The 11,175-nt window shown below is 68.5% G+C and carries 11 protein-coding genes and 2 pseudogenes; 3 read left to right on the forward strand and 10 right to left on the reverse strand.

What is annotated here, in order from left to right:
* Nucleotides 1-50 precede the first annotated feature (50 nt).
* Nucleotides 51-377, reverse strand: a complete 327-nt coding sequence (locus tag ACGG9C_RS04035; protein ID WP_194385022.1) for a helix-turn-helix transcriptional regulator — start codon at nucleotides 375-377, stop codon at nucleotides 51-53.
* Nucleotides 378-560: 183 nt separating this feature from the next.
* On the opposite strand from ACGG9C_RS04035, the pseudogene ACGG9C_RS04040 reads away from it, so the two are divergent.
* Nucleotides 561-845 (forward strand): annotated as a pseudogene (locus ACGG9C_RS04040) (metal-sensitive transcriptional regulator).
* A gap of 46 nt (nucleotides 846-891) precedes the next feature.
* Nucleotides 892-1,248 (forward strand): heavy-metal-associated domain-containing protein, encoded by a 357-nt coding sequence (locus ACGG9C_RS04045; RefSeq protein ID WP_194385023.1) that lies wholly within the window; start codon nucleotides 892-894, stop codon nucleotides 1,246-1,248.
* 156 nt (nucleotides 1,249-1,404) lie between these two features.
* On the opposite strand, the gene ACGG9C_RS04050 is transcribed toward ACGG9C_RS04045, so the two are convergent.
* From ACGG9C_RS04050 to ACGG9C_RS04090, 9 genes are all read right to left on the reverse strand, one after another.
* Nucleotides 1,405-3,666 (reverse strand): heavy metal translocating P-type ATPase, encoded by a 2,262-nt coding sequence (locus ACGG9C_RS04050; protein ID WP_194385024.1) that lies wholly within the window; start codon nucleotides 3,664-3,666, stop codon nucleotides 1,405-1,407.
* Nucleotides 3,667-3,803: 137 nt separating this feature from the next.
* Nucleotides 3,804-4,661 carry a cytochrome c biogenesis CcdA family protein gene (locus tag ACGG9C_RS04055; protein WP_194385025.1) on the reverse strand — a complete coding sequence of 286 codons (858 nt, stop codon included), beginning with the start codon at nucleotides 4,659-4,661 and terminating at the stop codon, nucleotides 3,804-3,806.
* Entirely contained in the window at nucleotides 4,658-5,272 is a 615-nt protein-coding gene (locus ACGG9C_RS04060) for a TlpA disulfide reductase family protein (RefSeq protein ID WP_194385026.1), read from the reverse strand. Before ACGG9C_RS04060 ends, ACGG9C_RS04055 begins: the two co-directional genes overlap by 4 nt.
* Nucleotides 5,269-6,567: an APC family permease gene (locus ACGG9C_RS04065; RefSeq protein ID WP_194385027.1), complete on the reverse strand. Its 1,299-nt coding sequence runs from the start codon at nucleotides 6,565-6,567 to the stop codon at nucleotides 5,269-5,271. The genes ACGG9C_RS04060 and ACGG9C_RS04065 overlap by 4 nt, the downstream gene beginning before the upstream one ends.
* A 28-nt stretch (nucleotides 6,568-6,595) precedes the next feature.
* A complete protein-coding gene (locus ACGG9C_RS04070) occupies nucleotides 6,596-7,432 on the reverse strand; it encodes a F510_1955 family glycosylhydrolase (RefSeq protein ID WP_228480985.1) in 837 nt (278 codons plus the stop codon).
* A gap of 79 nt (nucleotides 7,433-7,511) precedes the next feature.
* A complete protein-coding gene (locus ACGG9C_RS04075) occupies nucleotides 7,512-7,979 on the reverse strand; it encodes a DUF6153 family protein (RefSeq protein ID WP_194385028.1) in 468 nt (155 codons plus the stop codon).
* Between the two features lie 73 nt (nucleotides 7,980-8,052).
* Nucleotides 8,053-9,513, reverse strand: a complete 1,461-nt coding sequence (locus ACGG9C_RS04080) for a multicopper oxidase family protein (RefSeq protein WP_194385029.1) — start codon at nucleotides 9,511-9,513, stop codon at nucleotides 8,053-8,055.
* Entirely contained in the window at nucleotides 9,510-9,812 is a 303-nt protein-coding gene (locus ACGG9C_RS04085) for an SHOCT domain-containing protein (RefSeq protein WP_228480986.1), read from the reverse strand. The genes ACGG9C_RS04080 and ACGG9C_RS04085 overlap by 4 nt, the downstream gene beginning before the upstream one ends.
* An 857-nt stretch (nucleotides 9,813-10,669) precedes the next feature.
* The gene (locus tag ACGG9C_RS04090) at nucleotides 10,670-10,975 is read right to left on the reverse strand and encodes a transposase (protein WP_194385030.1); all 306 of its coding nucleotides are present in this window, start codon (nucleotides 10,973-10,975) and stop codon (nucleotides 10,670-10,672) included.
* A 47-nt stretch (nucleotides 10,976-11,022) separates the two neighbouring features.
* Between ACGG9C_RS04090 and ACGG9C_RS04095 the strand changes: the two are divergent.
* Nucleotides 11,023-11,175 (forward strand): annotated as a pseudogene (locus tag ACGG9C_RS04095) (ArsR/SmtB family transcription factor); the annotation flags it as partial.

Below are 11,175 nucleotides of genomic sequence, written 5' to 3' on the forward strand. Positions count from 1 at the left end.
ATGGTTCCCTTTCGGCTGGTGTTCGGGGTCGGCGGTGGGGGAGATCGAGATCACTCGGCTGGCTCGCCGCCGGCCAGACCTTGGAGGACGTCAAGAGCGTCGCGGATGCCCTCGGTCGCGAGGCAGTAGTAGACGTATCCGCCGCGCCGCTCCCCGACCACGAGACCGCGGTCGCGCAGGATGCGCAGGTGGTGAGACACGGTCGGCTGGCGTTCCCCGGTGGCCTCGACGATCGCGGTGACCGGCACGCACACGCCGTCCAAGGCGGTCAGGATCCGCAACCGGGTCGCGTCGCCCAGGGTGCGCAGGAACTCGGCCAGGGCGGACGCCTGGCCCGCCGCCATCGGCTCGTTCCCGCGAACGGGCGTCGTCTTCATCGTCACAGTGTGCTCCTCAAGGGCATAAGTATATCTACCTATCTAGATATACCCACATCGTGGGTGGGATGCGGCAATGGCTGTTTCCGTCGACAACAGGCTCTGACTCGGATCCGCCCAGTCGCGCCTCTTTATACCCCATACCCCTAGCGGGTACATTGGATGGTGCGACGGAGGTGCGGGATGGCACACGGATATTCGGGCGACAAGCAGGCGCTGCTGATGAGGTTGCGTCGGGCCGAGGGCCAGGTGCGCGGGATCGCGCGAATGGTCGACGAGGAGGCCTACTGTATCGACGTCCTCACCCAGGTCTCCGCGGTCACGTAGGCGTTGGAGTCGGTTGCGCTGACTCTGCTGGAAGACCACCTCGGACATTGCGTCGCGGAAGCCGTCGGCGAAGGCGGGCCGGTCGCGCAGGAGAAGCTGCGTGAGGCGAACGCGGCCATCGCGCGCCTGGTGCGCTCATAGAAGCGCGCATCTCACATTCACTCAACGCTCGCGAAGGGAGCACATCATGGCCGGACAGGGATTGCGGGACCTCGGACTGCGGTCGACCAACGGTGGCGGCTGCGCGTGCTGCAGCCCCACCTCCCACAGCACTGCGACCAAGGACGCGGCCGCCCTCGTTGCGGAGCCGATCGAGGGCGACGAGGCGTCGGCTCAGTTCCTGGTCGAGGGCATGACCTGCTCGCACTGCGTGCGCAGCGTCACCGAGGAGGTGTCCGCGATCGATGGTGTCTCCGGTGTCGACGTCGATCTGAAGGCGGGCGGCGTATCGACGGTGACCGTGACCAGCACGGCGCCGGTGGATGCGGTGCAGGTGCGGCATGCGGTCGAGGAGGCCGGGTACAGCCTTGCGTCCACGTCATGAGCACGGGTCGGTGATGCGGTCTCCACAGCAACGGGGTGACTCCGCGGGCTGTTCAGTGATGGCGACCACGGGCTGACTCGACGAACGGCGCTCCCCTCGGGATCTTTGCCTGAGGGGAGCGCCGTTGCCGTCTGCGTGGTGATTCGCCGGGTGGCGTCAGCGGCCGAGGATCGTGCGGGCGCTGTTCGCCGGGGTGAGGTCGAGGCGCCGCAGCAGCTGCGCGTTGAGGGCGACCACCACCGTGGACAGCGACATCAGGATCGCCCCGACGGACACGGGGAGGACGAATCCGATGGGAGCGAGGACGCCGGCGGCGAGGGGCACGGAGATGAGGTTGTAGCCGGCCGCCCACCACAGGTTCTGCTTCATCTTCCGGTAGCTCGCTCGGGACAGCTCGATCACAGACAGCACGGACCGGGGATCGTCGCTGGCGAGGATCACGCCCGCGGAGGCGATGGCGACGTCGGTGCCGGCGCCGATCGCGATGCCGACGTCCGCTCGGGCGAGGGCGGGCGCGTCGTTGACGCCGTCTCCGACCATCGCGACGCGCTTGCCTTCGGCCTGCAGCTCGGCGATCTTGGCGGACTTGTCCTCGGGGCGCACGCGCGCGAACACCCGGTCGACGCCGAGGTCCTCGCCGACCGCGTGGGCGACGGCTTCGGCGTCGCCGGTGATCATCACGACCTCGATGCCGAGGGCATGGAGCGCGTCGACGGCATCGCGCGACTCGGGACGGACCTCGTCGGCGAGCTTGAGGCCGCCGATGGCCCGACCGTCTCGGACGACGTGGAGGATGATCGCGCCTTCCGCTCGCCACGCGTCGGCATCCTCGATCTCGTTGAGGCCGAGCTCTTCGAGGAGAGCGGGGCCGCCGACGCGGACTTCATGGTTCTCGACGGTCGCGGTCACCCCGACCGCGGGGGACGAGGTGAAGCCGGCAGCGGACGGGATGGTCAGATCCTTCTCGCGGGCAGCTCGCACGATGGCCTTGGCGAGGGGGTGTTCGCTGTCGGCTTCGGCGGCGGCCGCGAGTGCCAGAACGGTCTCGGCGGAGTCGGAATCGGCGGTGGAGATGCCGGTGACGGTCGGCTCGCCCTTGGTGAGGGTGCCGGTCTTGTCGAACAGGACCGCGTCGATGGTCCGCATGCTCTCCAGGGCGAGGCGGTCCTTGACGAGAACACCGCCGCGGGCTGCGCGCTCGGTGGCGATCGACACGACCAGGGGGATGGCCAGACCCAGCGCGTGGGGGCACGCGATCACCAGCACGGTGATCGTCCGGATCACCGCGGTGTCCGGGTCTCCGACGAGCGTCCAGACGAGCGCGGTGAGTGCGGCGGCACCCAGCGCGAACCAGAACAGCCAGCCGGCGGCGCGGTCGGCGATCCGCTGCGCCCTCGAGGTCGAGTTCTGCGCGTCGGCGACCAACCGCTGGATGCCGGCGAGGGTGGTGTCATCGCCCGTAGCGGTGACCTCGACCCGCAAGCCTGAATCTGTTGCGACGGTTCCGGCGGTCACCGTGTCGCCCGCGGTCCGGCTGACGGGGCGGGATTCGCCGGTGACCATGGATTCGTCCATGTCGGCGCGGCCCTCCACGACCCTGCCGTCCGCGGGGACGCTGCCGCCGGGGCGGACGACGACCACATCGCCGAGTCGGAGGTCGGCGGGGGAGACGGTGACGACCTGGTCGCCTTCGACGCGTTCCGCTTCGTCGGGCAGGAGCGCGGCGAGGGAGTCCAGTGCGGAGGTGGTCTGCGCGAGGGACCGCATCTCGATCCAGTGGCCGAGCAGCATGATCACGATCAGCAGCGCGAGCTCCCACCAGAACTCGAGCTCACGGTGGAGGAGTCCGAGGGTGGCGCCCCAGGATGCGAAGAATGCGACGGTGATCGCGAGACCGATGAGGAGCATCATCGCGGGTTTGCGGGCTCGGAGTTCGCTGACCGCGCCGCTGAGGAACGGCCAGCCGCCCCAGAAGTACATCACGGTGCCCAGCACGGGAGAGATCAGCTGTGCTCCGGGGAACGAGGGAACCGAGTAGCCCAGGACCATCCCGAACATGCCGGAGAACGCCACGACCGGGACGGCGAGGATCAGGTTGATCCAGAACAGCCGCCGGAACTGGGCGACATGATGTGCGCCATGTCCGGCGTGCCCGCCATGGCCCGCATGCTCCCCGTGGTCGGCGTGGCTGTCATGACCGGCATGCTCCCCGTGGCTGTCATGTGCACCGTGGTCGGCGTGCGCGTCGTGGTCGGCGTGCGCACCGTGGTCGGCGTGCGCACCGTGGTCGGCGTGCGCCTCATGGCCGCCGTGTCGGGCGTGCTCGTCGTGGACGGCCGCGTCGGTCGGCTTGGCCGCCGGGTCTGGGTGGTCGGTGGTGGTGCGCGCGTGGTGGTGGTGCGCGTGTGGGTCGGTCATGGTGTGCTCCCTCGCTTTGGAGTGGGATGGGTGATGCCCACTCGTCCCTCACAAGACTTGCTCACCCCAACCACGATACCCCCTAGGGGTATTCCCTCGGGAGGGGATCCACGTCGGGTGCGGGGACTGCTGTGTCGTCAGATGGGGAGGGGGACGCTCAAGAACACGCCTTGCAGGTTCGACATCAGCGCGGTCCACAGGCCCGTGACCATGAGCGTGCCGAGCGCGATGAGGAGTGTGCCGCCGATGATGTTGATCAGGCGGATGTGGCGGCGCATCACTCCGACGGATCGGGTCGCCCAGCCGAATCCGAAGGCGAGGAGGATGAACGGGATGCCGAGACCGAGCGAGTATGCGAGGCCGAGGAGCGCGCCGCGTGCAGCGGATGCCTGATCGAAGGACATCCCGAGGATGACGGCGAGGGTGGGGCCGATGCAGGGTGTCCAACCTATGCCGAGAGCGATGCCCAGCAGGGGGGCTCCCGCCAATCCGATCCTTCCGCGCACGCGTGGCCGCATGGTGCGTTGCGCGAACCGGAGGCCGCCGATGAAGACCACGCCCATGATGATGATGAACGCGCCGAGGACGCGGGTGATCGGGTCGGCGTATTCCAGGAGGAGCCTTCCGGCGGTGCCGCCGAGCATAGCCACGCTGATGAACACGACGGTGAATCCGGCGATGAACAGCACCACGCCGATCACAACACGGTGCCGACCGGTCGTGAGAGTCGCGGTCGGGGTCGGAGCGGCGGATACCGGGGCGGCCGCGGTCGGGTCGTGGCACTCCGCGTCGGTGGTGCTGTCCGGCTCGTCGAGGTGTGCTCGAGGCGCGGGTGTGTGTGTCGTGCGGGGTGCTGCGGCGGCGCCGATGTAGCCGAGGTAGCCGGGCACCAGGGGAAGGACGCAGGGGGAGAGGAAGGACACCAGCCCGGCGAGCACGGCGATCGGGATGGCGACGAGCAGGGATCCGCCGGCGACGGAGTCGACGAGGGTCACGATTCGTCCAGTGTCTCGGAGATGAGTGTTTTGAGGATCGAGGCGCTGCTGAGCTGGCCGATGATGCGGGCGGCGACCCTGCCCTTGCGGTCCAGCACGATCGTCGTCGGGACGGCGTTCAACGGTGTCTCTTCCGCGAATGCGAGTTTCACGGACCCATCCACGGTCGCGAGGGCGCTGGGGTAGGTGATGCCGTAGGTGTCGGCGAACGCGGTCGCGGCGGCGGCGCTGTCGTAGATGTTCACGCCGAGGAAGGACACGTCATCGTCTGCGAACGCCTCGTGCGCGGCTTCGAGCTCCGGCGCCTCGACACGGCACGGCGCGCATGCGGCGTACCAGAAGTTCACGACCACGACATCGCCGGCGTACTCGTCGCTGGTGACGGTGTCGCCGGTGTCGAGCACTCCCTGGAACGTGACGGGTCGACTGCGGTCTGCTGTGGGGATCTCGACGACTCGGAAGCCGTCGGCGGCGATGAACCCCTTGTTGTCGCCCGCCCGGTACTGGTCGGAGAGGGGGTTGTCGGAGCAGGATGCCAGGGAGGCTGTGAGGACGAGGGCAACGCTGGCGGCGGTGAGACGCCGCAGTGTCGTCGGTGTGCGTCGGGTCATCGGTCGCTCGTCTCGGTTCGGTGCCGACGGGTGACGACCCACGCCTGTGCGGCGAAGATCACGGCGGCGAGGCCTGCCGCGACGCCGACGGTGAGCAGGTCGGACTGCACCTTGCTGATCGTGAACGCGGCGAGGATCGCGACGTCCAGCACGATGGTGGCGATGGGCAGCCAGCGGTGCGCGTCGATCTTGTCGCGCAGGCGACGGAGCACTCCCCATTGCACGGCGATGTCCATCGTGAGGTAGAGGAACACGCCCAGCGCTGCGATGCGGCCCAGGTCGAACACCGCGGTGAGGACGATCGCGGCCGCGGCGGTGATCAGCAGGGGCTGGTGGGGCACCCGCGCGGGCAGCGCGGGTGCCTGCTTCATGTCCTGCAGCATCCCGTACAGGCGCGACACGGAGAACAGGCTGGCGAGCAGTCCGGAGAGGGTCGCGATCACCGCGACGGCCACGGTGATGCCGACGCCCCACGCGCCGAACAGCGGGTCGGCTGCTTCGGCGAGGGCGTAGTCGCGGGCGTCGATCGCGCCGGATGCTCCGATGCTCGCCCCGACCGACAGGGTGATCAGCAGGTACAGCACGGCGCAGATCGCGATCGAGATCGTGATGGACCGGGCGATATTCCGTTTGGCGTCCTTCAGGTCATCGCCCTGGTTGGTGATCGTGGTGAAGCCCTTGTACGCCAGCACACACAGCGCGACGGCGGCCACCACCCCGAGCATGCCGTCGCCGCTGTCCGAGCTGTGCGAGAAGAACCCCGCCCCGGTCGCTGCTGCACCGATGAGACCGGCCGCTGCGAGCACCGCGATGCCGACGATCTTCAGGACGGCGGTGACGAGTGCGGAGCGTTCGACGAGCTGGTTGCCGACGAGGTTGACCGCCGCGGCGGCCGCGATCGCGACGATGCCCAGCAGCGGCACCAGCACGACGGAGTCCTGGAGCCCGAAGGGTCGCAGCAGGTAGGTGCCGAAGGTGCGGGCGAGGAGGCTCTCGGCGACCACCATCGACACGTACATGAACAGCGAGAACGACCCGGCGACCACGCCCGGTCCGTAGGCGTCTTTCAGCAGCATCGCGATGCCGCCCGCCGACGGGTTCACGCTCGAGTACCGTGCGTAGGCGTACGAGCTGACACCGGCGACGGCGGCGCCGGCGATGAACGCCACCGGGAACCAGTCGCCGGCGAGTCCGGCGACCTGTCCGACGAGCGCGAAGATGCCCGCGCCGATCATCACTCCCGTGCCGAGCGCCACCGAGCCGACGAGGCTGATCTTCGTGTCCTGCTCGCTCACGTGCGCCTCCCGATTCGCAGGTTCCGGATTACTGGTCGCCGCCGAGGAGCCGGAGCCCGCTGTCGTCGGCCACGGCGATCTCTCCCGACGAGGTGAGAGCGACCGCCTGCGCCTGACCGTCCGCACTGCCCGCTTCGACCCACGATGCGGCGGCGTCCGCGCTGGTCCAGATCGTGCCCTCGACGTCGACGCCGACCAGTGTCGAGTGGTCGGGGGCTGCCGAGAGCAGATACAGTGCCGGCGCATCCGCGATGGGCGCGAAGGTGGCTGCGCCGTCAACGCTGAACAGAACCCCGCCGGGGGTGGTGGCGTAGACGGTGCCGGTGTCGTCGACGGTGAGCGCGTAGGCGGAGATGTTCGCGCCTGCCGCTGTCCAGGTCGAACCGCCGTCTGTGCTGGTCAGCACAGCCGGCTCGTCGGTGGAGAGCCCGTACAGGGTGCCGTCGGGTCCGGCGGTCAGGGCGTGGAAGTCCTTCTCGCTCGTGTACGCGATGGGGGACCAGGTCTGGCCGGCGTCGTCGCTGCGGATGATGCCGAGGTGCGGGGATCCCCACTCTGCGGGGGTGTTCGCGCCGGGGTGGCCGGACGCGACGAAGGCGTCGCCGGTGACGGCGAGCCCCATCGCGTCGAATTCGTACCCGCCGATCGGGTCCCCGACGCCGCCGTCGGCATCGACCGGGAGGAGACCGTCGTGGGTGCCGAGGATCGTGGTGCCGGTGGCCGGGTCGGTGATGATCGCGTGGATGTGTGTGGACAGGGCGGACGAGTGGGAGTCGCCCGCGGTCGTGGTCTGTGCGGTGCAGGCGGTGAGGGTGAGGGTGGCGACAGCGGCAAGAGCCGCCGCCGCGCGAACGCGGAAGTGCACGGGGTTTCTCTCTATCAATGTGAAGGGGTGGCGCCGAAACGGCGAAGACCGGGTGGGCCCGACACGTCGGGCACTCCCCTCACGTGCGGCTGATCGAAAGCGCCGTCAGATCCGGCGAGGAGGGGCGCGCACTCGCGCGCATCGCGCCCCGCAGCCGGCTGAGGGCCATCGCAGCGACTTCGATGCGCACCTCTCTGGGCAGAGCTCGAACGGCGAGCAGAACGATGAGGATCAGCGCGGTCACGCACATCGCCGCGACATCATGGCTGCCGACCGTCGCACACCCCGCGCAGTCGGCGCTGAGATCGGCGGGCGCCGACAACGGTGCCGACGCGGCCACGGATGCCGACGTGGCAGCGGCGTCGTGGTCTCCCCCGGTCGAGTCGACCGCGATCAGCGTCGACGTCGTTCCGGCGTGTGCTGTCGAGGACCCGGTCCACAATGCGTGCATGCCGACCAGCCCGGCCATCAGCAGCGACACCACGATCACGGCGAACCACCGGCGGTAGGCGCTGCCGCCACCCGCTGCGTTCGACCACTCGTTCATCCGCTGCCCCTTCGGCACCCAGCCATCGTAACCGCGCTCGGCCGGCGGGCGAGCCCGCGGGGCGAGCGCGGGGTTACGCGGCGTCGACGACGCCCATCATGCCGAGGTCTTCGTGGTCGAGGATGTGGCAGTGGTAGACCGTCTGGCCGGGGAACCGGTCGAACGCGATCCGCACCGTGACCGACGTCCCCGCGGGCACGTCGACGACGTCTCGGACGTCGAGACCGGTAACGTCGGCGCCTCCCGTGCGGAGGACCTGCATCGGCCAGACATGCAGGTGGAACGGGTGGTCCATCGGCGACACGTTCACGATCGTCCAGTCCTCGACGGTCCCGATCGTCACACTCTGATCGGTCCGGCCCGCATCGAACGCGCGCCCGTCGATCAGGAACCGCATGCCCGCGCCGCCGCCCATGCCCATGCTCATCGTGAGCGTCCGCGTGCCGTCGACCGCGGTCTCGCGAAGGTCGCGGCGGGCACTGACGACCGGGTCGGCGACCACGGGGGGCGTCGCTCCGGCATCCGGGACCACGGTGAGCACGACAGCCTCGGAAGACGTCGTGGAACCACCGCCCATCATCCCCATCCCCGCCTGCCCTCGGTCGTAGGCGGCGGCGATCAGGTCCGTCGCCGCTGTGGGAGTGGTGATCACGACATCGGCGCGGTTCCCCGGGGCGAGGACCAGCCGATCCGCGGACTGCGGGGTGCGGCGGTGTGAGTCGATACCGCGCACCCGGGCGTCCAGATCGCCCAGTCGCAGGTCGAGGTAGCGGCTCGTGCACGCGTTGACGATCAGGAGTCGCTGCTCCGATTCCGCGGGCGCGGGAAGCGTCGGGGAGGGCTGGCCGTTGACCAGCAGCACCTCGCCGGTGCGTCCCAGCATCCGCTCGACTCCCGACACCGATGCGACAGCGCCGCCTGAGACGGTCACGTCCGAGACGACCACGACCCGCGGGGGCGTGACCGTCCAGTCCTCCTCGTCCACGACGATCGCCCCGTACAGGCCTGCGAACACCTGATCGGCGACCAGCTCGTGATGATGCGGGTGGTACCAGAACACTCCGGCCGGGTGATCGTCCGGGAGCTGGATCTCGTAGTCGAAGCTCTCCCCGGCACCGATGCGCAGGAACGGGTTGTCGCTGTTGTCGGATGCCGACACCAGCAGACCGTGCGTGTGCAGATTCGTCGGGTCGGTGAGGTCGTTCTGCAGCCGCACCCGCAGGAGATCACCGGGACGGAGGTGAAGCGTGGGTCCGGGAACGGTGCCGTTGTAGGTCAGCATCCGCACCGACGCGCCACCGACCTCCACCTCCCGCTCGGCCGCCTGCAACGTGACATCGAGCACACCGTCGACCGACTCCAGCACCGACGGCTCGACCCACCCGGCCGCCCCCGACGTCGCGGTCGCCGTTCCGCTCCCGGAGGTCTGCGATCCGACCGTCGTCCACACCAACCCGGTCGCGCCGATGCCGAGCGCGCCCACACCGAGAGCGCCGATCGTCAGAGCCTGCCGGCGTGTGATCCCCCCGCTCATGCGCCGTTGAGAGTACGCATACGTTCGTTGAACTCATCCGTGTCGATCTCACCGCGCGCGTACCGCTCCTCGAGGATCCGCCGCGCCGACGACACCTCAGCCCCTGGGGCCGGCGTGCCGACCGCGGGAGGTGCGGCGGCGGGCGGGGCCGCGTTCGTGCGCGTGCTCAGCCGGATCGCCACGAACACCAGCAGCCCGATCCCGATCAGGATGAGGATGACCCACAGCCAACCCCAGCCCCAGCCCATGCCCATCCCGAAGCCCATGTCGTAGCCGCCGTCGCCGTCATCCCACATCATCAGAACACCACTCCTTCTGGACAGGTCACCAAGACCTGCGATGACCTCGCGCATACCCTGAGTGGGTATCGAGGACACGTCCACCCTACGTCCGATACGGACGGCGCAGGTCGGGACGAACGTCCCGACCTGCGGCCGCGCACGGGCTAACACTGAGTGGCCGGAGACGTGATCGACGCGGGTGGTAGCCTGGCCGCACATCCCCGGGATCGCTCGCCCGAACGGCTCCGGCACGTGGGAAACGTTTGGGAAGAATCGACCGCAAACGACCGTCACTGAGCACAGCGTGGAATGCAGTGATTCCGCGGAATCATGCGGGACTGTGGCCGTCGAAATGTTGGAAATGTCGAACCTTCAGAGTTCAAATCCCTCCGTCTCCGCCATGAAAGCCCTTTCCGACATTTCAGAGCATTGCTCGGTCACGCTCGACGACGGAAACTAGCGCTAATCTGGCCGTTTGAGATTTCAAAGACGAAGGGATCGCGCTTCTCAATCGGGAGCTCTCCCGCGAGATTCCGCAGTTCTTGCTGTTCCAGCGGCCGCTTGGGAAGAGTTTGGGAAGAGCTGGAGACGGAGGTGTCTGGACCCTCGGTTCACGAGATCACTCGGCAGCGGCGTCGTCTTGTCGGACCGCGTGGTGAACGGCGCCCATAGACGCCGTAGTTCTCCGCATGCAGCCTCGCGACCTCCGGCACCAGCAGTTCGTCCTTCAGCTGTCGGGCCGACGGGGCGCGGTCTTTCGCGCCGCGCGGTAGCCGCGGGAGGTGAGGAAGCCCTGCACTGCCGGTCGCAGGACACGGCAGATGAGCTCGACCCGAAGCGATCCCGGTACTCGTCGATGAACCGGATCATCTCGGTCAGGGGCGGTCGAGCTCCTTCGCGAAAAACACGCTCGCAGCCTTGAGGATCTCGTTCGCCTTCCGCAACTCCGAGACTTCCTTCTCCAGCTGCTTGATCCGTTGAGCGGCGTCGGTCGAGACGCCTGGCTTGGTGCCGGCGTCGACCTCGTAGCGGCGCCGCCAGAGGCGCAGCGTCTCCGGGCTCATCCCGAGCAGACCGGCGACATGACGGACCGCGCTCATCATGTTCGGGTGCTCCGGCCGCGCCTCCGCGAACACCCGCAACGCACGCTCACGCATCTCCGGCGAGTACTTCCTGTTCATCGAGTTCCATCCTTGCTTGAAGAACGGAACGAAAGTGCAGCCGATTCACTCTGCTGAATGGGCCAAGCTACACGGCTGTGCTTGCGCGGGAGCTTGAGCTGACCCGGTCAAATGTGTCCAACCACCTGGCGTGTTTGCGTGACTGTGGCATCGTGGTCGCCGAGCCTGAGGGCCGGCAGACCCGGTACGAGATCGCCGAT

The sequence above is a fragment of the Microbacterium sp. MTN4-26 genome, assembly GCF_042846595.1.
Lineage (GTDB): Bacteria > Actinomycetota > Actinomycetes > Actinomycetales > Microbacteriaceae > Microbacterium > Microbacterium luteum.

Coding starts and splice junctions, on each gene's coding strand:
- ACGG9C_RS04085 (WP_228480986.1), bottom strand. CDS start 9,812: ATGATGTGGGATGACGGCGACGGCGGCTACGACATGGGCTTCGGGATG.
- ACGG9C_RS04090 (WP_194385030.1), bottom strand. CDS start 10,975: ATGAACAGGAAGTACTCGCCGGAGATGCGTGAGCGTGCGTTGCGGGTG.
- ACGG9C_RS04075 (WP_194385028.1), bottom strand. CDS start 7,979: ATGAACGAGTGGTCGAACGCAGCGGGTGGCGGCAGCGCCTACCGCCGG.
- ACGG9C_RS04035 (WP_194385022.1), bottom strand. CDS start 377: ATGAAGACGACGCCCGTTCGCGGGAACGAGCCGATGGCGGCGGGCCAG.
- ACGG9C_RS04060 (WP_194385026.1), bottom strand. CDS start 5,272: ATGACCCGACGCACACCGACGACACTGCGGCGTCTCACCGCCGCCAGC.
- ACGG9C_RS04050 (WP_194385024.1), bottom strand. CDS start 3,666: ATGACCGACCCACACGCGCACCACCACCACGCGCGCACCACCACCGAC.
- ACGG9C_RS04080 (WP_194385029.1), bottom strand. CDS start 9,513: ATGAGCGGGGGGATCACACGCCGGCAGGCTCTGACGATCGGCGCTCTC.
- ACGG9C_RS04045 (WP_194385023.1), top strand. CDS start 892: ATGGCCGGACAGGGATTGCGGGACCTCGGACTGCGGTCGACCAACGGT.